This is a genomic window from Bacteroidales bacterium MB20-C3-3, from assembly GCA_035609245.1.
In the GTDB taxonomy this organism is placed as follows: domain Bacteria; phylum Bacteroidota; class Bacteroidia; order Bacteroidales; family UBA932; genus Bact-08.
The window spans coordinates 1,938,069-1,963,699 of sequence record CP141202.1; the positions used below are offsets into that span (position 1 = coordinate 1,938,069).

General features: G+C 41.4%; 19 protein-coding genes and 1 tRNA gene. 12 read left to right on the forward strand and 8 right to left on the reverse strand.

The window, feature by feature from the left end; genetic code table 11:
* Nucleotides 1–49: 49 nt before the first annotated feature.
* The 3 genes from U5907_08880 to U5907_08890 all read left to right on the forward strand — a co-directional run bounded on the left by U5907_08880 (nt 50) and on the right by U5907_08890 (nt 711).
* Nucleotides 50–123, forward strand: a tRNA-Asn gene (locus U5907_08880).
* Between the two features lie 176 nt (nt 124–299).
* Nucleotides 300–443 carry a hypothetical protein gene (locus tag U5907_08885; protein ID WRQ32690.1) on the forward strand — a complete coding sequence of 48 codons (144 nt, stop codon included), beginning with the start codon at nt 300–302 and terminating at the stop codon, nt 441–443.
* Nucleotides 430–711, forward strand: coding sequence for a hypothetical protein (locus tag U5907_08890; GenBank protein WRQ32691.1), 282 nt, complete (start codon nt 430–432; stop codon nt 709–711). Before U5907_08885 ends, U5907_08890 begins: the two co-directional genes overlap by 14 nt.
* Before the next feature lie 13 nt (nt 712–724).
* On the opposite strand, the gene U5907_08895 is transcribed toward U5907_08890, so the two are convergent.
* The 4 genes from U5907_08895 to U5907_08910 are packed head-to-tail and all read right to left on the reverse strand — an operon-like array spanning nt 725 to nt 4,928.
* Nucleotides 725–2,296, reverse strand: coding sequence for an STN and carboxypeptidase regulatory-like domain-containing protein (locus tag U5907_08895; GenBank protein WRQ32692.1), 1,572 nt, complete (start codon nt 2,294–2,296; stop codon nt 725–727).
* The gene (locus U5907_08900; protein WRQ32693.1) at nt 2,236–3,081 is read right to left on the reverse strand and encodes a FecR domain-containing protein; all 846 of its coding nucleotides are present in this window, start codon (nt 3,079–3,081) and stop codon (nt 2,236–2,238) included. The genes U5907_08895 and U5907_08900 overlap by 61 nt, the downstream gene beginning before the upstream one ends.
* A complete protein-coding gene (locus tag U5907_08905) occupies nt 3,078–3,620 on the reverse strand; it encodes an RNA polymerase sigma-70 factor (protein ID WRQ32694.1) in 543 nt (180 codons plus the stop codon). Before U5907_08905 ends, U5907_08900 begins: the two co-directional genes overlap by 4 nt.
* A 45-nt stretch (nt 3,621–3,665) precedes the next feature.
* Complete coding sequence (locus tag U5907_08910) at nt 3,666–4,928, reverse strand: carboxypeptidase-like regulatory domain-containing protein (protein WRQ32695.1); 1,263 nt, start codon at nt 4,926–4,928, stop codon at nt 3,666–3,668.
* A gap of 278 nt (nt 4,929–5,206) precedes the next feature.
* Here U5907_08910 and U5907_08915 point away from each other — a divergent pair, with 278 nt between their 5' ends.
* The 4 genes from U5907_08915 to U5907_08930 are packed head-to-tail and all read left to right on the forward strand — an operon-like array spanning nt 5,207 to nt 12,861.
* A complete protein-coding gene (locus U5907_08915; protein WRQ32696.1) occupies nt 5,207–5,743 on the forward strand; it encodes an NAD(P)H-dependent oxidoreductase subunit E in 537 nt (178 codons plus the stop codon).
* Nucleotides 5,721–8,885: an FAD-dependent oxidoreductase gene (locus U5907_08920; GenBank protein WRQ32697.1), complete on the forward strand. Its 3,165-nt coding sequence runs from the start codon at nt 5,721–5,723 to the stop codon at nt 8,883–8,885. The genes U5907_08915 and U5907_08920 overlap by 23 nt, the downstream gene beginning before the upstream one ends.
* A 3-nt stretch (nt 8,886–8,888) precedes the next feature.
* Entirely contained in the window at nt 8,889–10,661 is a 1,773-nt protein-coding gene (locus tag U5907_08925; protein ID WRQ32698.1) for an NADH-dependent [FeFe] hydrogenase, group A6, read from the forward strand.
* Between the two features lie 40 nt (nt 10,662–10,701).
* A complete protein-coding gene (locus U5907_08930; protein WRQ32699.1) occupies nt 10,702–12,861 on the forward strand; it encodes an ATP-binding protein in 2,160 nt (719 codons plus the stop codon).
* Between the two features lie 6 nt (nt 12,862–12,867).
* On the opposite strand, the gene metG is transcribed toward U5907_08930, so the two are convergent.
* From metG to recA, 4 genes are read right to left on the reverse strand one after another with little or no spacing between them, the layout of a single operon-like run.
* The gene (gene metG / locus U5907_08935) at nt 12,868–14,928 is read right to left on the reverse strand and encodes a methionine--tRNA ligase (GenBank protein WRQ32700.1); all 2,061 of its coding nucleotides are present in this window, start codon (nt 14,926–14,928) and stop codon (nt 12,868–12,870) included.
* 41 nt (nt 14,929–14,969) lie between these two features.
* Nucleotides 14,970–16,928: a DNA primase gene (dnaG, locus tag U5907_08940; protein ID WRQ32701.1), complete on the reverse strand. Its 1,959-nt coding sequence runs from the start codon at nt 16,926–16,928 to the stop codon at nt 14,970–14,972.
* Between the two features lie 7 nt (nt 16,929–16,935).
* On the reverse strand, nt 16,936–17,925 hold the full coding sequence (gene trpS / locus U5907_08945; protein ID WRQ32702.1) for a tryptophan--tRNA ligase: 990 nt from the start codon (nt 17,923–17,925) through the stop codon (nt 16,936–16,938).
* A 3-nt stretch (nt 17,926–17,928) separates the two neighbouring features.
* Nucleotides 17,929–18,963, reverse strand: coding sequence for a recombinase RecA (gene recA / locus U5907_08950; GenBank protein ID WRQ32703.1), 1,035 nt, complete (start codon nt 18,961–18,963; stop codon nt 17,929–17,931).
* Between the two features lie 66 nt (nt 18,964–19,029).
* Here recA and rlmN point away from each other — a divergent pair, with 66 nt between their 5' ends.
* The 5 genes from rlmN to prfB all read left to right on the forward strand — a co-directional run bounded on the left by rlmN (nt 19,030) and on the right by prfB (nt 25,619).
* Complete coding sequence (gene rlmN, locus U5907_08955) at nt 19,030–20,040, forward strand: 23S rRNA (adenine(2503)-C(2))-methyltransferase RlmN (protein WRQ32704.1); 1,011 nt, start codon at nt 19,030–19,032, stop codon at nt 20,038–20,040.
* 9 nt (nt 20,041–20,049) lie between these two features.
* The gene (locus U5907_08960) at nt 20,050–22,854 is read left to right on the forward strand and encodes a cation-translocating P-type ATPase (protein ID WRQ32705.1); all 2,805 of its coding nucleotides are present in this window, start codon (nt 20,050–20,052) and stop codon (nt 22,852–22,854) included.
* Nucleotides 22,851–24,050, forward strand: coding sequence for a TlpA disulfide reductase family protein (locus tag U5907_08965; protein WRQ32706.1), 1,200 nt, complete (start codon nt 22,851–22,853; stop codon nt 24,048–24,050). The genes U5907_08960 and U5907_08965 overlap by 4 nt, the downstream gene beginning before the upstream one ends.
* Nucleotides 24,050–24,499, forward strand: coding sequence for a regulatory protein RecX (locus tag U5907_08970; GenBank protein ID WRQ32707.1), 450 nt, complete (start codon nt 24,050–24,052; stop codon nt 24,497–24,499). Before U5907_08965 ends, U5907_08970 begins: the two co-directional genes overlap by 1 nt.
* Nucleotides 24,500–24,523: 24 nt before the next feature.
* Nucleotides 24,524–25,619 (forward strand): peptide chain release factor 2 gene (gene prfB, locus U5907_08975; protein ID WRQ32708.1). Its coding sequence is split into 2 segments (ribosomal slippage): nt 24,524–24,586 and nt 24,588–25,619, totalling 1,095 coding nucleotides; the frame shifts between segments, so codons are not numbered across the junction.
* Nucleotides 25,620–25,631: the final 12 nt, after the last annotated feature.

The window sequence follows — 25,631 nt, forward strand, 5'->3', positions numbered from 1 at the left end:
CTTTTATAAAATTCCACTTACATTTGCACTCCCAAAACGGGTCAAAAATTCCTCGTTAGCTCAGTTGGTTAGAGCACCTGACTGTTAATCAGGGGGTCCTAGGTTCAAGTCCTAGACGAGGAGCTTAAAATTGATTAAAGACTGCATCTGCTTCGTTGGCTGCAGTCTTTTTTTGTGCTCAGGTACTAGAGTACGCTGCGCAAAAAAATCTTAGCGCCTTGCTTATACGGCCGGTGCTCCGCCGGTTTAGTCGTAGTAAAGTAAATGTTTTTTATCTTTGAATTGTTAGGATTCTGTTGATGAAAAAACTGCTAGCTTCTCTTTTTGCTGTAATTGCACTATTCTCTTCCTGTGAAAAGCCTTTGGCTGAACGCAAAGAGCTGGATGTGGATGTAGTTGACGGGAAATTCACCGGATATGTATATAATTATGGGTTTTTGTGAAGAACCTAATTCCTGGTACCGCTTTGAGAACTATCAGCAAAGGATTGATACATTCCAGATTCCGGAGGAGAATTTAGCCAAATTAACAACTGAGGGACTCTCACATACCTATCTGTATTATCCGTTAAGATGGGACTTTATTGCCTGGGACGGTCCTGGTGCTTTGCTTAAACTTTATGAAAATTTCAGGCCTGATGTTCCGGACGGGTCTCCGGGATCGATACAATTGCTGTATTCAAAATTCTTTCAGCCAAAGTTCCGGGCCTAAAAACACCACAGATCTAAAATTTGTAATTGCGGATTATCTCCTCAATTTTCTCCTCCTGCATAATGATGTTGAAGTGTTCCCAGAATTCCGGGTCATATGTGTATTGAATATCGGAGAAGATGTCCCGGGTAGAGAGTCTTTGGTCTGAAAGGAATTTCTCTACATTTTCTGTATCTGATTTACAATTGGCCATTTCAAACCACAGGTTAAGCGGGGTGGTAAGAAGTCGCCCCTTTTTTCTTACTTTAAAGCTCAGATCTCCTCTGATATGGTTAACCAGGTATAGCCCGTTATGTGACTTATATGAGACCTGGTATTTTACCCTTACAGGTGTGACTTCGTGTGTCTTGCTCTTTCTGACTATCAGGTTGTCAGCAAACTCTCTTATATGGTTGGGATTAACCTCAAATATAGCTTTGACCAAGGCGTGATTTTGTGCATCTACATATAGTTCGCCGGTAAAGAGGGCCTCCATTATCTCCTCTTTTTGTACAAATGAGAACACATATACCCTTCTGCCATCTATCTCTGTTATATCTGTGTGTGTGTAGTTGTACATATTCATTCCTGAGTACTGAAGGAAATCTGTAGGGTATTTCATTATATCCAGTAGGATAATTGCATTAATTGTTGAGCGGAGCTTTGCTATGAGTGTATCCTGGCTACCCATAGTGCTTATTTTTCTCATCTTTAGCAATTTTGCCTGGTCTGATGTAAATGAGGGGGATAGTCCGCTTTTGTATAGTTTAAGTACAGCTTCGCTTAGTGAGAGGTTGCTTTTATATTCAATTCCCTCTCTGTAAAATGCAGTGATATTAAGTGGTTTTGGATGATAGTTTGACTCTCTTTTCCGTATTGCATCCATAAGGATACTTCTTGGATCAACAACTCTTACAATTACCTCCTGAAGGGGAATAACTGACTGCATCATCTCAATTGTAACATCGTTTTCTGTAAGAAGAATTCCTGATACTTTTCTCTGCTCGTAACCCATTGAGGAGAATAAAATATTCCTGTTTGCCAGCGAATCAGGTAGTGTAAGTCTGAACCGCCCCTCCTGATTGGTTATTGTTCCAACAGATCCTCCTTCAGGACTTACAGTTGCAGATACTACCGGCTCTCCATTGTGACGGTCTAAAACAACCCCCTCCATCCTGACATATTTTTCACCTGAGTAAACTCTTTCAGGTGTTTTTTGCTGAGGTTTGTAAATAAGGATGTATTCACCCTCTTGTTTGATAGTTAGACTATTGTCTTGTGTTATTATTCTTACAGCCTCTTCTATTGTGTATTCTCCTCTTGAAATCCTTCCTCTTTTTTTGTTGTCAACCGCCTTGCTGTCGTAAATGAAAAGAGAACCGGTCTGAGTAGAGATTCTATTTAACAATTCGTAAGCAGTGCCGCGGCTTTCAGATATTTTAAAAGTTTTATCAGTTGGATTGTTTTGTGCGTAGAGGTGCAATTCAGACATTATTCCTAATGTCAGAGTTAAAATGAATATCAGTTTTTCACCTCTCATCCTGTTTACTGATGGATTTTTATTACCCCACCCTCTCTTTTGTATTTTAACTCCATTGCGCTGCATATTAGCTGAACCATGGAATCCGGATTGTCACCTGTAAAGGTTGCAGTAAGCTCTCTAATCTCCAGACCCTGTTCCAGTTCAATTTTTGTGTCAGGGAAGGTTCTGTTTATTACATCTGTAATATTAGCCAGATACTCATCCTTGAAATGCATTCTGGAACTGTATTTATTAAAATGTTCATGATCTTCTGTAATGTATTTGGCCAGTCCGCTCTCCCCGGCGACTGCGCTCTCCCCGGCAGATACCTCCACGCTTTCGCCACTTTTGATATGAGAGATTTTAATTCTGCCGCTTCTTACAGAGATCTTTGTCTCTCCCTCTTTTGACAACAGGTCAAAAGTTGTCCCAAGCACCTCAATTATAGCATCGCCTGCCTCAATGATAAAAGGTTTATTCTCATCTCTTGCAATTTCAAAATATGCCTCTCCGGAAAGTTCTACCTCTCTTTTGGAAGAGTTAAATTTTTGAGGATGTACAACTGTTGCTCTTTCTGATAAATAAATGTACGATCCGTCATCCAGTTTTGTTACAAAGGTTGTTCCTGGTGTGTCGTTTGTAATGGTAACGGCAAACAACTCCCCTTCATTCTTTCTATTTGTGATCAGAAGTGTGATAACAGTTATTATCAGCAGGAAGGCTGCGGCATAAGATAGTACCGGTCTCAAAGGGAGCCTTGATTTACTTACTCTCTCTTCAATCACCTCTTCATTTTCAATTCTTGCTCTCAGTTTTCTCCAGGCAACATCAGTTTTAGCCTGATCCTCCTTTGAATAATTCTTTTTCATCTCGTGTATCCTGTCTCTTTTTTTAGTAATTTAAGTGCCTTTCCCATTTCGGCCTCAACAGTCTTTACCGATAGTGAGAGGAGGGAGGCAATCTCTTCGTATTTTTTGTTTCCCAGCCTGCTCATCAGAAAAATATCCCTCCTTCTTGCAGGCATTTTTTTAAGCTCTGTTTTAATAATAGAATTGAGCTCTTCTGCCTCCATTAATTCAACTGGTGAAGGCTCTTCGCTGATTCTCCCAAGTATTTCAAGATTCTCTGATGGAGACTCTTCATATTTTCTCTTCCTGCAATAATCAATTGATCTGTTTCTTATTGAATTGAACAGGTAGCTTTTTATACTTTTTGTGATTTTTAACTCCTGCCTGTTTTTCCATAAATTGTAAAAGAACTCCTGAATAATCTCTTCAGATATCTCTTCTCTGCCTGTTATGCCTGTTGAATAGTAAAGCAGGGGGAGGTAGTAGCTTCTGAATAGACTTTCAAAGCTCTTTATGTCCCCCTCTTTAACTCTTATTACAATAAACAGATCGTTAATCATTGTCTAAAATTATGCAAGATTCAAATATACGAAATAGTAGAGCTGTTAATTTTTGTTGATAGCTTTTCTTAACCTGTTTACTGCGTTCTCAAGTGACTCTTCAGGCTCTATTATATTGTAGTCCTCCCAGAAATTCTCATCACTGAAATTATTAACCTTGTCAGAAAGAGAGTGAGAGTCTTTGAAAGCTACTCTTCCGGAGATCTTTTTTGCTTCATCCATTGTTGCATCAGTTATTACATTTTCCGAGACTATGGAGTAGCTCGTAGAGAACAATCTCTTCTTCCAGTCACATCTGAAGTTGATTTCGCTTCTGATATAGTGTAGAAGCGAGACCCCTCCGGATTGTCTGTAGGTGACCATAAATGAAACCTCTTCCGGCTTAAAGTGCATCCCGAATGGTTTCCTCTTAAGGATAGCCATAGTAGCTTTTCCTCTGTCATTCATGCTAAGCCTGTATTCGGCCCTTGAAAAAGTAAAACTCTCCTTATCAATAAACAGTTTCCCGTAGTAGAGTGCGTAAGGCATAATTACCTGAGGCTGGAAACTTACTACATAATGAGATCTCTCACCAATTGTTACAGACTCCTCAAGAGTAAAGCTGTACATCGCCAGATTCTCTCTGCTCAGAATCAGATCTGGATTTTTAACAATATCCAGATAGATTGACAAATTGGGACCTCCCAGCAATTTTACCATTAGTGTATCTTTTGGATCCGGGCTTACCAGTTTGCGCCCTTTATACACCTGAACAGCATCTCTTTCAACACCATCGCCGTACGGAGTTTTGAATATCTCCACAACTGCCTCTGATACATTAATATAACTCCTCCTTTTTTTTACTGTCTCTCTGTAAAACCCGGACAGAGTACCATTCTTTGAAGAGTAGTTTGTGCCGATTTTTTCTATAGCCCTCTCTACAATCGCCCTGCCATCCATGCCGATTATGGTTACAGGGTCTAGCAGGCTTGTTTTGGTATCAAGGAAGATGGTGATATCATTTTTGCTTGTTCCATCTATAGGCAGTTCAAAATTTGAATAACCCAGATGAGAAAAAATAATTGCTTTTGAATCCGTTCCCTCCTTGATTTTTATCGAGAATTCCCCGTTTGCATTTGCAATTGTGCCTACATTGGATCCTTTCAGAGCAACAACTGAATACTCCAGTCTCTTCTGACTCCCTCTCTCTTTAACTATACCCGAGATTGTGAAGAAGCCCTTGTCTGATTGTGACCAGGCGCGCTCACCCGGAGCGAGCAAAAGGACTGCTATAATCAGTCCGGTCAAATTTCTAAAAATTGTTTTCATTCCGGTAAAATATTAATTGTTTAAACTTCTGTCTCTGCAATCAAGACGAACAACCAATGGTTTACCCTATTTTTTTAGTATTAAGTTTAATATTTAAAGCAAATAGTTACACTCTGTAAGCAAAGTGTATTTATTTAATAATTTATGATTTCTAAAGAACATTGTATTATAATATTTTTATAAATTTACTAGCCCTTTCTTATTAAATGTAGCCATTTCCAGTATAAATATTTAACCCCAAGAAAACGAACCAGTTTTTACACAAAATTGACGAGCCTATGAAAGCAATCGAAGAAAGTCGAGTCAATACGACTGTTATTGACGAGATAATCTCCAGGTACAAAGGGAAACCGGGCGAGCTGCTTACTGTTATGGAAGAGATACAGGAGGCCAGTGAGTTTAAATTCCTTGATGATGCCAGTATGGAGTATCTCTCTTCATCAGTGAAGGTGCCTCTGTCACAAATCTATGGTGTGGCAACCTTTTACTCGTTCTTTAACCTGAAACCTCAGGGGAAGCATACTATTATTGTATGCAGGGGAACCGCCTGCCATACAAAAGGGTCCAAGATTCTACTTGACGATCTCTCACTCCTGCCGGGCTGTAAAGAGGCCTTTGATTCAGGAGAGAGCTCTTTCACTACAGAGGATAAGCAGATTACTGTTAAAACGGTAGCATGCTTCGGCCAGTGTGCACTGGCTCCTGTTGTGGCAGTGGACGGAGTGATTTACAGTAATGTAACCTCTGAACAGATAAAGAAATTATTGCAGAATTTACAGGAGGACAATAAAGATGAGAATCTCAGACTTAGTTGAGTTAAACAGACTTAGGGAGAGTGCTTCTAAGAAGGTCCTCCCGGATAAACCCTACATTGCTGTAGGAATGGGAACTTGTGGGATTGGGCGAGGTGCAGAGCTGTTATATGACAGTTTTGAGAGAATTATAAAAGAGAGGGATCTGAACATAATTCTTAAAAAGACAGGCTGTTTTGGATTTTGTTCGGAGGAGCCGCTTGTTAATATTTATATGCCCGGATTCCCTCTTATAATAATGCATAATGTTTCTGAAATTGATGTGATTCCAATTATTGGAGGTATCGTCAAAGGTATAATGCCATTTAGAAATGTTCTCTGCAGGATTGAGGAGTGGGACTTCATAACAGGGAAGTTTGAGTTTGGCAGAGGACTTACAGATTATCCGTTGTGGAACGATATTCCATTTTTCAAATGGCAAAAAAAGATTGTTCTTCGTAACTGCGGACTTATCGTTCCGGATGATATTGAGGAATATATAGCTGTGGGAGGATATCAGCCACTATATAAAGCTCTTTTTGAAATGAGTGCTTCAGCAATTGTTGATGAAGTAAAGGGTTCCAAATTGAGAGGCAGAGGTGGTGCAGGTTTTCCTACAGGCATCAAGTGGGAGATGATGGCTAAACGGGAGGCTGCTCAGAAGTATGTTATTTGCAATGCCGATGAGGGTGATCCCGGAGCCTTTATGAATAGAAACGAAATTGAGAGCGACCCGTTTATGCTGCTTGAAGGTATGACTATAGGAGCTTTTGCAATGGGAGCAACTAAAGGAGTTGTTTATATCAGGGCAGAGTATCCGCTCGCTGTCAGAAGGCTTAAAAGTGCAATTGAACAAGCTAAAGAATACGGGTTACTTGGTAAAAACATACTAAACTCAGGCTTTAGCTTTGATCTGGATATTGTTGAGGGTGCCGGAGCTTTCGTTTGTGGAGAGGAGACAGCTCTTATTCACAGTATTGAGGGTAAGTCGGGAAGACCATCTCCACGCCCTCCATATCCGGCTGAAAAGGGTTTGTACGGAATGCCTACAAATATTAATAATGTTGAGACCTGGTGTAATATTCCGGTTGTAATCTCCAAAGGTGGAGAGTGGTTTACCGGTGTGGGAACAGAGAAGAGTTCAGGAACAAAGGTTTTCTCACTTGTAGGTAAGGTTAAGAATACAGGACTCATAGAACTTCCTCTGGGATCAACCCTGGAAACAATAGTATTCAAGATAGGAGAGGGTACCGGTACTCAGAAAAGGGTAAAGGCAGTCCAGACCGGAGGACCATCCGGCGGTTGTATCCCTGTGGATTATCTCAATACCCACGTTGATTACGAGTCGCTGAGTTCTCTTGGATCAATTATGGGATCAGGAGGAATGGTTGTAATGGATCAGGATAACTGTATGGTGGATGTTGCAAGATATTTTACCGAGTTCTCAAATGGGGAATCGTGCGGCAAATGTACCCCTTGCAGAGAGGGGCTTGCTCAAACATTAACTATCATTAATAAATTCACTGAGGGAAAAGCAACAGAGGCAGATATACATGCTCTTGAAAATCTGGGTAAAGTTATTAAATCCACTGCACTTTGCGGCCTTGGTCAGACTGCTCCAAATCCTGTTCTTACAACTTTAAGATACTTCAGAGACGAGTATGATCATCATATGATTGAGAAGAAATGTGAAGCAGGTATTTGCCAGGAGCTATTCTCGGCTTTATGCGAAAACAGCTGTCCATTGCATATGAATATTCCAAGATATTTGCAGCTTCTGAAAGAGGATAAACTGCAAGATGCCTTTGAATCAACACTCAGAGATAATCCGCTGCCATCTTCAATAGGAAGAATATGTCACTTCCACTGCCAGATGAAGTGCAGGAGAGAGGCGATTGACGCATCAGTATCTCAGGGAGATATTCACAGATATATATCTGACACAGCCTATAATGAAGGTTTTTCTGATAAAGTTTATGAGAGACTTCTAAGAGAAAAGCTCCCTCAGACTCACAAACGGATTGCAGTTGTTGGGTCCGGCCCTGCCGGTCTTACCGCTGCGTACTATCTGGTAAGGCTGGGGCATGATGTTACAATATTTGAGGCTGAATCAGAGGCGGGTGGTATTCTGAGATGGGGAATTCCAAAATACAGACTGCCACTTGATGTTTTTGATCACGAGTTGAATTTCATAAAAGAGCTGGGAGTAAATTTTGTATTTAATACAAAAATTGGCAAAGATATTAGCATGGAGGAGCTCGAAAGAGACTACAACATTGTGATACTGGCACTTGGAGCTCACAAGGATATGAGTCCGGGTATCAATGGCAGCGAACTTGAGGGAGTTCTCTCCGGGATGGAATTTCTAAAAGATGTAGCTAAGGGTAAAGTGCCTGAGATGGGCAGACATGTAGTTGTTGTTGGCGCAGGAAATGTTGCCATAGATGCTGCAAGGACTGCTCAAAGGTTTGGTGCAGAAGTAACTGTTGTCTACAGACGAATGAAGCCCGATATGCCAGCTAACAAGGATGAGATTAAGGGTGCAGAGATGGAGGGTGTGAACTTTCTGTTTTTGAGTACACCTAAAGAGATCCTGGCAGATACAAATGATAAGGTCAGAGGTATTGAGCTTATGAAAATGGCTTGTGGAGAGATAGACCTTTCCAACAGAAGAAAACCTGTCCCTACAGGTGAGTCTTTTATTCTTCCTTGTGACACAGTAATTATGGCTGTAGGAGAGGAGGTTGAGGCATCATTTGTTAAAGAGTTCGGTATAAAAACAATAAGCAATGGTAATATTGAAGCAGACCACTTTACATTTATGACAAATCACCCAAGGATATACGCAGTAGGTGATGCAGTTACAGGACCGGCTACAGCTGCCGAGGCTATGGGTATAGCCAAAAAAGCAGCAGAAGTTATTGACTGGAAGTTAATGAACAAGAGAAGATTCCATAAACTTTTCAGAGACTTTGATTATAGTGATGAGGTACCTTTAAAACCTGAAGGGGGTAATCGACACTACACTTTTAAAAGACCTCTGGAGGAGAGAACCGGAAATTTCAACGAGATTAATCTGGGTTACTCAAAAGAGCAGGCTTATGCAGAGGCATCGAGGTGTCTGAGATGCGATGTAAGGATAACTGTTAACACGGAGGAGGACTAAACAATGGAAAAAAGAATAATTAATTTAACCATAGATGGCAGATCTTATCAGATTAAAGAGGGTAAAACTATACTAGAAAGCTGTAAAGAATTAGGAATAAGCATACCATCACTGTGCTATCTTAAAGATATCTCCTCTAATGCCTCTTGCGGTATATGTGTAGTTGAATTAAAAGGTGCAAAAAGTCTGGTTAGAAGCTGTGTTACCTCTGCTTCAGAGGGGATGGAGATTAAGACTCACTCTCCGGCTGTTAACCAGGCCAGAGTTACCAATCTTCAGTTACTTCTGGCAAACCATCCTGCTGATTGCCTTATTTGCGACAGAAATGGCAATTGTGAACTGCAGGACATATCCTCTGTTCTGGGTGTTAATGAAACACCGTACGATAAAACCAAACCGCTTCTTCCGCTTGACGAGACCTCCCTCTCTCTTGTAAGGGATCCCAATAAATGCATTTTATGCGGAAGATGCGTAGCTGTCTGTGCCGATATGCAAACAGTTTACGCAATTGATTTTGCCGGCAGGGGACTGAAGACAAAAATTGCAACATATAAAGATAAAGGCCTTGGAAATGTAGCCTGTACAAATTGCGGACAATGTGCATTAGTTTGTCCAACCGGCGCTATTGTTGAAAGAAATGAATCGGGTCATCTGCTTAAGGATTTGTACGACGACAACAAAGTGGTTATTGTTCAGACTGCTCCCGCAATAAGAGTGGGAATTGGTGAGGCAATGGGGATGGCAGACGGAGCACTTGTTACCGGTCAGATGGTGGCTGCATTAAGGAGACTGGGTTTTGATAAAGTTTTTGACACTCAGTTTACTGCAGATCTTACAATAATGGAAGAGGGACATGAGCTTATAAATCGGCTCACAACAAATGGAAAACTTCCAATGGTCACCTCATGTTCACCGGGTTGGATAAAATTTATTGAGCACTTCTATCCAAAATCACTTTCCCACCTCTCTACATGTAAGTCTCCGCAACAAATGTTTGGAGCAGTTGCCAAAACCTATTATGCAGAGAAGATGGGAATTGACCCTCGCCGATTGGTAGTTGTATCAATTATGCCTTGTACAGCAAAGAAATTTGAGTGCAAAAGGCCTGAGATGAAATCTGCATACCATTGGTGGAAAGAGAAGATGAATCTTAACGAAAAAGAGGCATTCTTTGATGTAGATTATGTACTGACAACCAGAGAGCTCGCCCGGATGTTCAAAATGACAGGGGTAGACTTTAAGAATTTACCTGAAGAGGAGTTTGATAATCCCCTTGGCATTTCAACAGGTGCCGGGGCAATATTTGCGGCAACAGGAGGGGTTATGGAGGCTGCTGTGAGGACTGCTTATGAGGTGGTTGCAGGTAAGCCCCTTCCTGATCTGAATCTGAAGGTTGTAAGAGGATTTGATGGTATTAAAGAGGCTGAACTTGATATTAATGGCACAAAACTTAAGGTTGCAGTTGCCCATACTCTTAAAAATGCAAGGGTTCTGCTTGATCAGATTGAGGAGGGTAATTCTCCTTATGCCTTCATTGAGGTGATGACCTGTCCCGGGGGATGCCTTGGGGGAGGAGGTCAGCCAATTCCTACAACCTGGGAAGTTAGACAGAAAAGGGCAGAGTCAATCTATCGGGAGGATTCAATTAAACCAATAAGAAAGTCCCATGATAACCCTGCTATTAAGGAACTTTATGAAGATTTTCTCAAGAAACCACTGGGCCATATCTCTCATGAATTATTGCATACCAATTATGTAGAGAGAGGTGTTTATTAATCTGTTAAAAATGCTCCCGGTATCATGGAATTAGTTATATTTGTTAATTAAGATTAATTCTATGCTGCTGGGAGTTATTCAAAATATCGCAATTCTTCTTGCACTCTCCTTATTGCACTATCTCTTTGGCTTTAGGCCAGTTAGTCACTACAAAGGGGTTAAGGAGATATTTATGGGGTTTGCAATAGGCATTATCGGCATTATCCTGATGATGTCTGAATGGACTCTTCAGCCCGGATTGGTTTTTGATTCAAGAACCATTCTTCTCTCTGTTTCCGGTCTTATTATAGGACCTATTCCCACAATTATAGCGATGGCCTTCACTGCTATGTACAGAATATATATGGCAGGGGATGGGATTGTAATGGGTGTTGCTACTATTCTCACATCAGGGACAACGGGGATTTTATGGGGGGGCCTCAGGCCAAACTGGTACAAAAAGAGAAAAAACTGGGAGTTATACTCTGTGGGTATGCTTACACACCTTATTATGGTAGGGTGTACCATTTTTTTACCGGAAGAGATAAGATTTGACACATTTGTTAATATTTCGCCGGTAGTACTGGCAATATATCCTTTTGGTACGCTCATGCTTGGATTAATCATGCTCACAAATATCGAGAGGCGCGCGAGTATTGTTAAGTATAAAGAGGCAGAGGAACGAAAAACCTCATTTTTCAATGCCAGTAAAGATATGATGTTTATAAAGGATGATTTATTCAGGTATATTGAGGTGAATGATTCATTACTTGAGTTTTTTGGAAAGAGGGCAGATGAAGTACTTGGAAAAACGGACTTTCAGTTACTGGAAGGAGAGGATCTTGATGATGTTTTGATTTCAGATAATCAGGTGCTGTCAGAATTAATCACAGTGAAGATTGAAGAGAAGTTCGGGACAAAAATGTATGAGGCAACAAAATTCCCGGTAAGGCTAGAATCAGGTAAATACGGAGTTGGAGGGGTAGTCAGGGATTTGACACATTCTGTTCAAAAGAGGGAGGTTCAGGAGGCGATTCTGAATATATCAAAGTGCTCTCTTGTAAAGACTGAACTTAAAGCTTTTCTGGAAGAGGTGCATAAAGAGTTAAGCAAAATAATTTCTGCAAGAAATTTTTACATAGCTCTTTATAATAAAGAGAAGGAGGAGTACTCTTATCCATTTTTTAAAGATGATTATGATGTTATTGAAGAGGGCTTTACAGAGCAACTTTATGGCTCTTTGACAGACTATGTCAGAAGAAGTGGCAAAAGTAAAATTATTAATGTCCAGATACAGGAGGATCTGAAGGAGGAGGGGCTGATTTTCTCCACTTATGGAACAGACTCTTCTGTGTGGATGGGAGCACCTCTTTATGATGTCGAGTTTAAGGAGGTTATTGGTGTTATTGTTGTTCAGGATTACACAGATCCTAAAGCATATAATGAGGATGATCTTGCACTTCTTGAAATATTTGCCAATAATATTGGTCTTTTTATAGACCGGATTAAGAACATAGAGAGCCTGAAAATGGCTAAATCAAAGGCCGAGGAGAGTGATCGCCTTAAGAGCTCCTTCCTTGCAAATATGAGCCACGAGATCAGAACACCAATGAATGGAATTATGGGATTCGCCAATCTTCTTCTGGAGGAGGTAGATAATATTGAACATAGAGAGTATCTTCAGATTATTTCAAAGAGTGCAGACAGACTCCTTGCAACTATAAACGATGTTCTTGATATCTCAAGAATTGAGGCAGGTCAGGTCTTAATAAGCAAATCCGAGTTTGATTTAAATGAAATCCTCAGGGAGGTTCACGAATTTTTTAAAGCAAATAACTCAAAACTGGATCTCAGGCTCTCCCTTGAGTCTGTTGATGCTTTTATTGTTAATACAGACAGAATAAAGCTTAACCAGATAATAACCAACCTGATGGGTAATGCTGTAAAATTTACCAGAGAGGGTTATATTGAATTAGGTTACATAAAGGGGGTCAGCATCTATACAATTTATGTAAAGGATACAGGGATAGGAATCCCTGAAGATAAACTGGAAAGTATTTTTGAGAGATTTGTGCAGGCTCACACTATTGAAAATGAATTTGAGGGTACCGGCTTAGGTCTCTCAATTTCAAAATTGTTTACAGAGATTCTTGGTGGTAAAATATGGGTTAAATCAAAATTGGGAGAGGGGAGTACATTCTACATCTCCCTCCCCAATTGATTAATGTTAATTAATACAGCTTCCGTTTGAAAGTCTCTCTTCAGGAGTAACGATTCTCATCTTTCCGCTCTCCTCTTTTGCCATAAGTATCATACCGCAGGACTCAATCCCCTTAATCTTTCTTGGAGCTAAGTTTGCTAAAATACATATTTGTTTGCCCACCATCTCTTCAGGAGTGTAATACTCAGCTATTCCTGAGACAATAACTCTTTTGTCCACTCCTGTGTCAATATGTAATTTAAGAAGCTTGTCTGTTTTAGGAACCCTCTCGGCCTCCAGGACGGTAGCTGTACGGATATCCATTTTCATAAAATCATCGTAAGAGCACTCCTCTTTAGCCGGAGCCAGTGTACTCTTTTCAGGCTGAGGCTCCAGGGCTGTCTCCTCTTTAGGTCTGAGTGCGTCAAGTTTAGCCAGCTGATGTGCTATAGTCTCATCCTCAATTTTCTCAAAAAGGAGCGTGGCATCATTAATTTTATGACCGGGAAGAAGTATCGTGTCCGATCCAAAATCCTCCCATGTTTTACTCTTCATATTAAGCATATATGAGAGTCTCTGAGTTGTATGAGGCAGGAATGGTTCAAAAGCAATTACCAGATTTGCGCAAATCTGAAGGGAGGTGTTAAGAATTGTAGCCACCCTCTCCATATCGGTTTTGGAAAGCTTCCAGGGCTCAGTGTCTGCAAGGTATTTATTGCCTAGTCTGGCAAGATTCATAGCCTCTCTCAGAGCTTCGCGAAACTTGAATGTCTCAAGGCTCTCTTCAATATTCCTTTTTATAACAGGAATCTGTGCCAATGTCTCTTCGTCTGCCTGCTCACTCTTAAGATGAGATGGGACCTCTCCCTGAAAATATTTATGAGTAAGAACCACGGCCCTGTTTACAAAATTCCCAAGGATTGCAACAAGTTCACTGTTATTTCTCGTCTGAAAATCCTTCCAGGTAAAATCGTTATCTTTTGTTTCAGGTGCATTTGCACATAGTACATATCGGAGGACATCCTCTTTTCCCGGGAATTCATCCAGGTATTCGTGAAGCCATACTGCCCAATTCCTTGATGTAGATATTTTATTCCCCTCAAGGTTTAAAAATTCGTTGGCAGGCACATTCTCGGGTAGTATATAGCCGTCTCCGTATGCTTTTAGCATGGATGGAAATACAATGCAGTGAAAGACTATATTATCCTTGCCGATAAAGTGCAGGAGCCTGGTATCATCGCTTTTCCACCATTTTTCCCACTCATTTGGCAATAGTTCGATTGTATTTGAAATATATCCTATAGGTGCATCAAACCAAACATATAAGACTTTACCCTCTGCACCTTCAACCGGGACAGGTACACCCCAGTCCAGATCCCTGCTTACTGCACGAGGCTGCAGGCCTCCGTCCAGCCAGGATTTGCATTGCCCATACACATTTACCTTCCACTCCTTATGCTGTTCAAGTATCCACTCTCTGAGCCAGGGCTCATACTGATCAAGAGGGAGGTACCAGTGAGATGTCTTTTTAAGGACAGGAATACTTCCGCTAAGTGTGGATTTTGGATTTATTAGTTCATTTGGACTAAGGGTACTGCCGCATTTCTCGCATTGGTCACCATAGGCGTTTTCAGCTCCGCATTTTGGACAGGTCCCGGTAATATATCGGTCTGCAAGAAAATGGTTTGCCTCCTCATCATAATATTGTTCACTCTCTTTTTCAATGAATTTGCCCTCATCGTAAAGCTTTCTGAAGAACTCAGATGCAGTTTTGTGATGCGTCTCTGAACTTGTCCTTGAGTAAATGTCAAAGCTTATTCCAAGTCTTTCAAAAGAGTCTTTTATTATTAAATGGTATTTATCCACTACCTCCTGAGGTGTGCAATTCTGCTGACGGGCCTTGATTGTAATCGGGACACCATGCTCGTCTGAGCCACAGATGAATTTAACATCCCTGCCACGCATTCGGAGATACCTCACATATATATCTGCAGGTATATATACCCCGGCAAGGTGTCCTATATGCACAGCCCCGTTTGCATAGGGAAGGGCCGCTGTTACAAGGTCTCTTTTGTAGCTCTTTTCCATTGTGTTTATTCAGTAAAATATTTGGGTGCAAAGATAAGATTTTATATCGTAAGTCTGTTCAGCTCCCTTGAGAGCATATTTCTGACAGTTAACAGGGTCTTCATATGACCCATAAGTTCTGTCTGCTTCTCCTCTTCATCTGCAGGTATTCTGTTTAGTTCATTCCACATCTCCTGGTAGGCAATGGATGTAATCTTGGCTTTATATACCATAATAGCTTTTGGAACAGCTATTGAAAGGACCTTCTCTTCAGGGATCAGAGAGGCTACAAACTGTTTAATATTAAGGCTGTGCTCCTGAATCAGGATGGAAGAGGTAAGGGAGACTATTTCCGGATCCTGATGATTGGTAAAGTGTTTCTGTATCTCTTCCTGATTCATCTCCCGGACTTTGTAATACTCCTCAAACATATTCTTGTAAAGTAGATTCTGAAATTCCAGTTCATCTGTCTGAAGTTCGTTTAGAATAAACTGGGATACAGTAATAGTAGACTTTATCTCATCGTCGTTACCATAGAGTGGTAGCTCCCCATACTTAAGCAGGTAGTAAAGAAGCTCTCTCTCAGCAGGTTCATAGTATATATCTTTGATGAACAGAGGAAGACTCTCACCTGTATCAATATCAGGAATCTGGGCAACAGGAAATGAGTCACGGATGTCTGTCTCTCTGTTATAAGGACCGTGAGGCAATCTTACTTTCCTTATTTTATTGACCTCCCTTGCGAGAAGGTTTTGATCAAACCTTAGCTTTACACTGCACTCTTCAATGTATACAGCTCTTGTAATTGCGTCAGGAATAACAGAGATACTTGTGACAACTTCATTAATAAGTTGTCTTCTTTTTATCGGGTCTTTATCAGCCTCTGATGAGAGAAGCTCAATCTTGAATTCAATAAAGTCCCTCTCTGCACTTTCAAGATAATCTTTCAACTGGGCAGGAGAGTTGTTTTTTGCATATGAATCCGGATCCTCTCCTTCAGGGAAAAGGACAACCTTTACCTGAAGCCCCTCCTCCAGCAGCATGTCAATCCCTCTCAGTGATGCCTTAATTCCGGCAGGATCGCTATCGTAAAGAATTGTAACGCTTGGTGCAAATCGTCTTATTAATCTTACTTGTTCAGATGTAAGGGATGTTCCGCTTGATGCTACAACATTCTCTACACCGGCCTGCACCAAAGAGATAACATCTGTATAACCTTCAACCAGATAGCATTTTTGAAGCCTAGCAATGGCACTTTTTGCAAAATAAATTCCGTAAAGAGATCTGCTCTTATTATAAATCTCAGTTTCCGGAGAGTTTATATATTTTGCCAGGCTTTTATCCGTCCTTAGAGTCCGTCCTCCAAATGCAATTACCCTTCCTGTAAGTGAGTGGATAGGAAACATCACTCTCTCATAAAACCGGTCTGCAATCTCACCACTCTGTTCTCTCTCTATACCAAGCCCCGAAGATACGATAAACTCCTTTTTAAATCCGGCTCTGAGAGCCGCTGAAGACATTGAGCCATCTCTGCCATCGGGAGCCCATCCAAGCTGGAATTTTTTTATTGTCTCTTCAGAAAAGCCTCTCTCCTTAAAGTAGCTGAGTGCAATTGAGCGCCCTCTCTGGGAGTTCCATAGAGAGTTTATGAAAAAGTCTCTTGCAAATTCAGATACAACTTGCAGACTTTCACTTTTTAACCTTTGTTGAATTTCGGCTTCACTCTCCTCTCTCTCCTCAACTTCAATCCCATACTTTCTTCCAAGAAATTTAAGCGCCTCAACATATGTGAGATGCTCGTGTTCCATAACAAAGTTAACTGCGTTGCCTGCTTTCCCGCAGCCAAAACATTTGTAAATTCCTTTTGAGGGAGAAACTGAAAACGATGGTGTCTTTTCATTGTGAAAAGGGCAACAAGCTGTATAGTTTGCTCCCCTTCTTCTCAATGAAACAAAGTCACTAATTACATCTACAATCTGTGCGCTCTCCAGAATCCTGGATATAGTTGTTTTGCTGATCATTTGCAGGTCAGAAGCTTCTGAACCCTACGGCTCTCTTTACCTCTGCAAGTGTAGCCGAGGCGCTCTCTCTTGCCTTCTCTCTTCCCTCCCTTACAACCTTGCTAAGGAAATCTGCATCATTTGAAATATCGTCAATTCTCTCCCTGATAGGGAGTGTGTGCTTACATATATCAGAGGCAAGTTGTTTTTTAAGGTCACCGTAGCGTATTGTGCAATTATTGTAAGCATTTGTAAAATGCTCCACAACATCTTTTTCAGAGACTATTTTTAGAAGAGTAAAGAGATTTTCAACAGGTTCAGGCATTTTGCTGTTGAGCTCTGTTGGTCCTGCATCTGTAACGGCTCTCATTACCTTTTTGTGAATTGTCTTTTCGTCATCATAGAGATAAACTCCGTTCCCTTCACTTTTACCCATTTTCCCGCTCCCGTCAAGGCCCGGAACCTTAACTAAATCACTGCCAAAATTAAAGGCCTGTGGCTCAGGAAACAGCTCTGTCCCATAAAGGTTATTAAATCTTCTGGCAAGGAGCCGTGCTATCTCAAGATGCTGCTCCTGGTCTTTACCTACAGGTACTTTGTGTGCCCTGTGTATAAGGATGTCTGCTGCCATAAGTACAGGATATGTAAGTAGCCCGGCATTAACATTGTCAGGGTTTTTGCGAACCTTCTCCTTAAATGATGCAGTCCTCTCAAGTTCTCCTTTATATGCAATCATATTGAGAAGCACATAAAGTTCAACAATTTCAGGTACATCGCTTTGTATAAAAATTGCAGATTTTTGAGGGTCCAGTCCGGATGCGAGATACTCAGCCAAAATGGTCTTAACTCCGGAGTGAAAATCATCAGGGTGAGGGTGAGTTGTTAACGAGTGCAGGTCTGCTATAAAAAAGTAGCAGTTATACTCATCCTGCATTTTAATATAATTCCTCAGCGCCCCAAAGTAGTTTCCAAGGTGCAGATGTCCAGTGGACCGTATGCCGCTTAATACAATCTCCATTCTCTAGTCTTTAATCTCTTTAAGCTTTACGCGGATCTTCTCTTCCACCTCATTCATCAGTTCAGGGTTGTCAGTAAGAATTTGTTTTACAGCCTCTCTTCCCTGGCCAATCTTTGTGTCACCATAGCTAAACCACGATCCGCTCTTTTTAATAATCTCAAATTCAACTCCAAGGTCAACAATCTCTCCAAGTTTAGAAATACCCTCTCCAAAAACAATGTCAAATTCTGCCTTTTTAAAAGGGGGGGCCATTTTGTTTTTTACAATTTTTGCCCTAACCCTGTTTCCGGTTGCCTCTTCACCATCTTTAAGCTGAGTGATTCTTCTGACATCAACACGGACTGATGCATAAAATTTTAGTGCATTACCACCGGTAGTTGTTTCCGGATTTCCAAACATTATTCCAATTTTCTCCCTGAGCTGATTGATGAAAATACAGCAGGTATTTGTTTTGCTGATATTGGCTGTTAGCTTCCTAAGCGCCTGGCTCATCAGTCGTGCCTGAAGACCCATTTTGGAATCACCCATTTCGCCTTCAATCTCGGCTTTAGGAGTAAGGGCTGCAACAGAGTCAATAACAATAATATCCACTGCTCCTGAACGGATAAGTGCATCTGTTATCTCAAGGGCCTGCTCACCGTTATCCGGTTGAGAGATAAGCAGAGTATCAACATTTACACCCAGCTTTTTTGCGTATGTCCTGTCAAAAGCGTGCTCGGCATCAATAATTGCTGCAATGCCGCCAAGCTTTTGAGCCTCAGCAACAGCGTGTATTGCAAGGGTAGTTTTACCGCTTGACTCCGGCCCGTAAATTTCAATAACCCGTCCTCTCGGATAGCCCCCAATTCCTAACGCGTTGTCAAGTGCAATAGAGCCGGATGCTATAGTACTCACTTCCCATTTTGGCTGCTCCCCCATCTTCATAACGGTACCCTTACCGTAATCCTTCTCAATCTTGTCCAGAGTTGCCTGTAAAGCCTTAAGCTTCTCAGGGGCAATCTCCGCACCACTCTTTACTTCTACACTCTCTTTAGCCATAATGATAATAGTTTTAAATTCCCACAAAAATAGCAAATGATTTTCAATTTTACCTAAATTTGCCCAATGAAAAAATGGCTACTGGGAATGACTCCGGCAGAGGTAAAAAAAGTGGTGGAAGAGCTTGCTCTCCCATCTTTTACGGCCGGTCAGATAATTGGATGGATATACGGGAAGAGGGTCTCTGAGATTGACCAAATGAGTAATCTCTCAAAAATTACAAGATCACTCTTGTCTGAGAACTATCAGGTTGGTGGATTCTCTCCTTCAGAGAGTCAGATTTCTATTGATGGAACTAAGAAATATCTCTTCCCCTCTCTTTCCGGAAGTCCGGTAGAGAGTGTAATGATTCCTGAGGCCGACAGAAAAACAATATGCGTCTCTTCTCAATCAGGATGTAAAATGGCTTGTCGTTTTTGTATGACAGGACGGATGGGATTCAGAGGGAATTTGAGAGCAGGTGAAATTATCTCGCAATTTATTAACATTGAAGAGAGTTCAGAGCTCACAAATGCGGTTTTTATGGGTATGGGAGAGCCGCTTGACAACTATACCGAGGTGATGAAGGCTATAGAAATCCTCACATCTGACTGGGGTTTTGGATGGAGCCCCAAAAGAATTACCCTCTCCTCAATAGGTGTTGCCCCCGCATTAAAGGATTTTCTGGAAAATTCAAAGTGCCATTTAGCAATCTCTCTGCATAATCCGTTTGATTCTGAAAGGCTTGAGCTTATGCCAATGCAGAAGGCATGGCCTATCGATGAGACAATTAATCTTATCAAGGAGTATGACTTTACAGGACAGAGAAGGGTGAGTTTTGAGTATATTATGTTTGACGGATGGAACGATTCAAAGAGGCATGCCGATGCTCTTACCAGGATGCTCAGAGGGCTGGAGTGCAGAGTCAATCTTATAAGATTCCACGAAATCCCTGACTTTCACCTTAGGACATCACCTCTGCCTGTAATTGAGATGTTCAGGGATAGACTTAACAGATCCGGAATAGTCTCTACAATAAGAGCATCAAGAGGGGAGGATATAATGGCAGCCTGTGGGATGCTTAGCGGAAGCAAATAATAAACGAACATGGAAGGTAACTACAAAGGTTATACAGGGCTAACCTCAGCTGAGGTAGCAGAGAGCAGAGAGAGACACGGGAAAAATGTTTTAACTCCTCCGGAAAAAGAGCCGTTGTGGAGACTCTTTCTGCATAAATTTGAGGATCCAATTATCAGGATTCTTCTTATTGCTGCTTTTCTCTCACTTGGGATTTCATTTATACATCGTGATTTCATTGAGACCATAGGTATTTTCTTTGCAATATTTCTTGCCACCGGAGTCGGATTCTGGTTTGAGATGGATGCGAGCAAGAAATTTGACATTCTTAACAAAGTCAATGATGAGACACCTGTAAAGGTTATGAGAGATGGTGTTATAACAGAGATTCCAAAGAGTGAGATAGTTTGCGGAGATCTGGTTTTACTGGACACCGGAGAGGAAATTCCTGCAGACGGAGAGCTGGCAGAGGCTCTCTCTCTGTTAGTAAATGAATCAACATTAACCGGAGAACCAGTAACATCCAAAAGCACAAATCCGCTTGATTTTGACAGTGAGGCAACCTATCCCTCCAACAGGATATTCAGAGGAACAACTGTTATAGAGGGTCACTGCTCCTATGTTGTTACAGAAGTTGGAGACTCCACAGAATTTGGAAAAGTAGCAGAGAAATCGGCAGAGAGAAGTACAGAGCAGACTCCGCTAAACAAACAACTTGAATCCCTAGCAGGATTTATTGGTTTTGCAGGACTGCTTACCGCTTTTCTTCTCTTTTCTATACTTTACATAAAGGAGATATTGACTCCACAATCGGTATTTACACCAGCTCAGATTATTTTGTTAACATCTGCAATAGCCGGATTGCTGGCACTAATCGGGAAAATTTGGATGCCAATTCTCAGATACAGCAGTAAGAAAAAAAGAGGAGAGAGAGGATGGCTCTTTTGGATTTTAACAGGTTTTTTAATATTCTCTTTGCCCGTAATTACCGGAGAGATACTTGGATTTAATATGTTCTCGTCAGATGCTCTGGTCTCACTTGATGTTGCAAGCCGGATACTGGGACATTTTATGGTGGCAGTAACTCTGATTGTAGTCGCTATCCCGGAGGGTCTCCCAATGGCAGTTACACTGTCGCTGGCAATGAGTATGCGAAGGATGCTCCTTACCAATAATCTGGTAAGAAAGATGCACGCAACCGAAACAATGGGTGCAGCAACTGTTATATGCACAGATAAAACGGGAACTCTTACAATGAATCAAATGAGGGTTTCAGAGGCTCTGTTTTCAGATAACAAAAACTTGGTTTACGAAAGTATATCTCTTAATTCTACTGCATTTCTGGATTTTACCTCCGGAGGGATGCCAAAAGCTTTGGGTAATCCCACTGAGGCAGCCCTTTTGCTTTGGATGCATGAAAATGGCGAGGATTACCTTGGTATTAGAAAATCTACATCTGTTGAGAGTCAACTCACATTCTCAACAGAGAGGAAATATATGGCTACTCTTGCAATCTCACCATCTCTGGGGAAACTACTTCTTTATGTAAAAGGGGCCCCTGAGATTGTTGCCGGTAAATGCAAAAAGGTTCCTGATGATATTCCCGGGAGACTTCTGGATTTTCAAAGCAGGGCAATGAGGACTTTAGGCTTTGCATTTTGCGAGATAGATCCGTCAGACAGGAGAAGTATTGAGGAGATGGCATCCGGAGGGCTGGAGTTTCTTGGAGCTGTGGCAATCTCTGATCCTGTAAGACCGGATGTTCCTGCTGCAGTAATGAGGTGCAGAGGTGCAGGTATAGATGTGAAAATTGTAACTGGAGATACTCCGGCGACTGCAATGGAGATAGGAAGACAAATAGGGATTCTTGAAAGAGATGAAAAAAATCCTGAAAAGTATGTAATTACCGGAAGCGATTTTGCAGCTATGACAGATGAGGATGCCTTCAAACTTGTAAAGGAGCTGAGGATTATGTGCAGAGCCAGGCCTGGTGATAAGCAGAGATTGGTAGAACTTCTTCAGAAGAGAGGTGAGGTTGTGGCAGTAACAGGTGATGGCACAAATGATGCTCCGGCTCTGAACCACGCACATGTAGGGCTCTCAATGGGATCAGGCACCTCAGTGGCAAAGGAGGCAAGTGATATTACACTGCTTGATGACTCTTTCAATTCTATTGCAACTGCTGTTATGTGGGGGCGATCCCTATACCAGAACATTCAAAGATTTATTATTTTCCAGCTAACTATTAATCTTACAGCGATGTTGATTGTCCTGCTTGGTACTTTGCTGGGGCATGACCTCCCTCTTACAGTAACACAGATGTTATGGGTAAATCTAATAATGGATACATTTGCTGCCGGTGCACTTGCTTCACTTCCTCCTGAAGAGAGGGTGATGAAGCTCGCTCCAAGAGACTCGTCGGCATTTATAATTACACCTTCAATGAGGATTAATATTATTCTTACAGGGTTGTTTTTTGTTGTATCCCTTTTATGGCTCATGCTTGAGATGAGCGACGGGTCAGGATCTCTCTCAAGATATGACCTATCAATGTTTTTCACAATATTTGTAATGCTTCAGTTCTGGAATATGTTCAATGCAAAAAGTTTTAACTCCGGAGGCTCTGCTTTCAGGGGCATTATTAAGAGTCCCGGCTTTTTACTTGTGTCGTTGCTTATTGTTTTGGGGCAGGTACTTATAGTAAGGTTTGGAGGTGATGTCTTTAGAACAGTACCTCTTAAATTATGGGACTGGGCTCTTATTGTAGCTGGAACATCTGTTGTACTCTGGGTAGGTGAATTGACAAGATTAATAAAAAAAATAGTAGTAAAATGAAGAGATTAGTTTTCCTGATTGTTGCCTTTGTTGCAATCGCTTCAGCCTGTACAAGAGGAGGCTCGGAGCTTAATTCCGGAGTGTGGAGAGCTGCGCTTTACACATCAGACTCTACTGAGATTCCATTCAATTTTAATCTTGTTTTTAATGAGGGTGATACTTTGATGGAGATTCTTACCGGGGATAATATTTACACCGTTAAGGAGGTCTCCAGAAGGGGTGACTCTCTTTTTGTTACAATGCCTCTCTTTAGTTCCGGTTTTTCTCTGGCAATTCATGATGGTATTATGGAGGGGAAGTTTATAAGGGCTACATATAATATGGATGTAAAGGCATGGCCGGGAATCGGCAAACGATTCTTAACCGAACCATCAGAAAGCTCCTCTTTGATATCAGGAAGATGGCTTATAAATCTGGGTGAGAGAGAAATAATTGGAGAATTTTCTGAAAATAGTGGCAGAGTGACCGGCTCTTTTTTAACTCCTTCCGGCGACTACAGGTTTTTTGAGGGGGTGCTTGACCAGTCGGGAGAACTAATGCTATCATGCTTTGACGGAGGATTTATAAGACTTTTTAAAGCAAAGCTGGAGGGGATTGATTCTCTTTCAGATGTAAAACTATATTCCGGTTTTAATAATCTGGAGAGTGGTTATGGTAAAAGGAGTGAAAATGCCGAGTTACCGGATGCTTATGCAGTTACCGGTATGAAAAAGGGGTATGCAACTTTTGGATTCAGTTTTCCTGACCTGAACGGAAAAGCGGTGAGCCTGAAAGATGATAGATTTAAAGATAAGGTTGTGATATTGCAAATAAGCGGTTCCTGGTGCCCTAACTGCCTTGATGAGAGCAAGTTTTTGGCAGAGATGAAGAGCAGGTACGAGCCCTCTCTTGAGGTGGTTGCACTTGCTTTCGAGAGATCTGAGGAGTACAGCGAAGCGAAGGGAGAGGCAATGAAGCTTGTAGAGGCAGCAGGTATTAATTATGATGTGCTTTTAACCGGACACTCTCCTTCAAGACTTAAAGAGGCCCTTCCTGAGCTTGATAACTTCAAGGCCTTTCCAACAACAGTCTATATTGATAAAAAGGGTAATGTCAGAAGGATTCACTCCGGCTTTAACGGCCCTGGTACAGGAGTTCATTACAAGAAATTTTCTGAGGAGTTTACATTATTCATTGAGAATCTCATTGCTGAATAATGAAAGCATTGGAGACAATGCGTAAACTATGTGCATCAAGAGAGATGTGCACGGCAGATATTTTGGCAAAGCTGGTGAGAATGGGAGTTGAAACTGAAGAGCAGCATAATATTATTAAAAGCCTGACAGAAGATAAATTCCTTGATGACTCCAGATATGCAAGCGCATATGTACGAGACAAAAGCCGCCTTGCGGGGTGGGGGGCAATTAAAATCAAATATGCACTCAGACAGAAATCAATTTCAGACCAGATAATCTCAGCCGCACTGGAGAGCATAGATAAGGCCGGGGAGATTGAGAGATTGCACAAAATATTACTGTTAAAATTCAGATCTCTTCCAAAAGAGGATGAGCGGGAGAAGAGTCTTAACAAACTTGTGAGGTTTGCTCTCTCAAGAGGTTTTGACTATGGCTTATCAATTAAGGTGGCAAAAGAAATAATTGGTTAACTTTGCCATTCAAAATTCAAAAAAATGATTAATCTGGATTATATAAAAGAGATCCAGCAGCGCATTGAGTCGCTGGGGAGGTCTCTTTGACATCGCTCAAAAGAGAGATGATCTAAAAATTAAAGAGGAGCGAACACTTGCTCCTGACTTTTGGAACAACCCATCAGATGCTGAGATCTATCTTAAAAAAGTTTCGGCTCTTAAGTACTGGGTAAAGGGATTCTCTGAAATTGAGTCTGCTCTTGAAGATTTAGTTGTTTTGTACGACTTTTCAAAAGAGGATGACACCATAACTAATGAGGTAGATGAACATTACAAAAAACTTGAAAGAATTGTAGAGGCTCTTGAGCTACGCAGTATGCTCGGGAGTGAAGGCGATAATCTTGGTGCCATTCTTAAAATTAATTCAGGAGCCGGCGGCACAGAGAGCAACGACTGGTCATCTATGCTAATGAGGATGTATGTGCGCTGGGGAGAGAGAAACGGATACAAGGTTCATATATACGACATGATTGAGGGAGAGGAGGCCGGAATAAAATCTGTGACAATTGAGTTTGAGGGAGATTATGCATATGGTTATCTTAAGGCCGAGAACGGAGTTCACCGCCTTGTGAGGATATCTCCATTTAACGCACAGGGAAAGAGGCAGACAACATTTTCTTCCGTTTTTGTGTATCCGGCTGTTGATGATACTATAAATATTGAGGTAAATCCCGGAGATTTAGAATGGGACACATTCCGTTCCGGAGGAGCCGGAGGGCAGAATGTTAACAAAGTAGAGACAGGCGTAAGGGTAAGGCACCTTCCTACAGGGATTACGGTTGAAAACACAGAGAGCAGATCTCAGCTGGATAACAGACAGAATGCAATAAGAATATTGAAGTCCCACCTTTATGAGCTTGAGCTGAGAAAGAGAAGAGAGAGGGAGGCTGAACTTGAGGGTAAAAAACTGAAGATAGAGTGGGGGTCACAGATTAGAAGCTATGTTCTGCATCCATATAAAATGGTTAAGGATTTAAGGACAGCATATGAGACATCAGATACCCAGGCTGTACTGGATGGGGATATAATGGAGTTTATGAGAAGTTTTCTTATGGGCAGCCAGGGTAAACAGAATTAATGGTTTTAACTA

Excerpts from the sequence above, each read along its gene's own strand:
- rlmN (WRQ32704.1), top strand. The coding sequence starts at position 19,030 with ATGAAAAAATGGCTACTGGGAATGACTCCGGCAGAGGTAAAAAAAGTG.
- dnaG (WRQ32701.1), bottom strand. The coding sequence starts at position 16,928 with ATGATCAGCAAAACAACTATATCCAGGATTCTGGAGAGCGCACAGATT.
- U5907_08965 (WRQ32706.1), top strand. The coding sequence starts at position 22,851 with ATGAAGAGATTAGTTTTCCTGATTGTTGCCTTTGTTGCAATCGCTTCA.
- U5907_08915 (WRQ32696.1), top strand. The coding sequence starts at position 5,207 with ATGAAAGCAATCGAAGAAAGTCGAGTCAATACGACTGTTATTGACGAG.
- metG (WRQ32700.1), bottom strand. The coding sequence starts at position 14,928 with ATGGAAAAGAGCTACAAAAGAGACCTTGTAACAGCGGCCCTTCCCTAT.
- U5907_08970 (WRQ32707.1), top strand. The coding sequence starts at position 24,050 with ATGAAAGCATTGGAGACAATGCGTAAACTATGTGCATCAAGAGAGATG.
- U5907_08960 (WRQ32705.1), top strand. The coding sequence starts at position 20,050 with ATGGAAGGTAACTACAAAGGTTATACAGGGCTAACCTCAGCTGAGGTA.
- U5907_08920 (WRQ32697.1), top strand. The coding sequence starts at position 5,721 with ATGAGAATCTCAGACTTAGTTGAGTTAAACAGACTTAGGGAGAGTGCT.
- U5907_08905 (WRQ32694.1), bottom strand. The coding sequence starts at position 3,620 with ATGATTAACGATCTGTTTATTGTAATAAGAGTTAAAGAGGGGGACATA.
- recA (WRQ32703.1), bottom strand. The coding sequence starts at position 18,963 with ATGGCTAAAGAGAGTGTAGAAGTAAAGAGTGGTGCGGAGATTGCCCCT.
- U5907_08895 (WRQ32692.1), bottom strand. The coding sequence starts at position 2,296 with ATGCAGCGCAATGGAGTTAAAATACAAAAGAGAGGGTGGGGTAATAAA.
- U5907_08885 (WRQ32690.1), top strand. The coding sequence starts at position 300 with ATGAAAAAACTGCTAGCTTCTCTTTTTGCTGTAATTGCACTATTCTCT.
- trpS (WRQ32702.1), bottom strand. The coding sequence starts at position 17,925 with ATGGAGATTGTATTAAGCGGCATACGGTCCACTGGACATCTGCACCTT.
- U5907_08900 (WRQ32693.1), bottom strand. The coding sequence starts at position 3,081 with ATGAAAAAGAATTATTCAAAGGAGGATCAGGCTAAAACTGATGTTGCC.
- U5907_08925 (WRQ32698.1), top strand. The coding sequence starts at position 8,889 with ATGGAAAAAAGAATAATTAATTTAACCATAGATGGCAGATCTTATCAG.
- U5907_08890 (WRQ32691.1), top strand. The coding sequence starts at position 430 with ATGGGTTTTTGTGAAGAACCTAATTCCTGGTACCGCTTTGAGAACTAT.
- U5907_08910 (WRQ32695.1), bottom strand. The coding sequence starts at position 4,928 with ATGAAAACAATTTTTAGAAATTTGACCGGACTGATTATAGCAGTCCTT.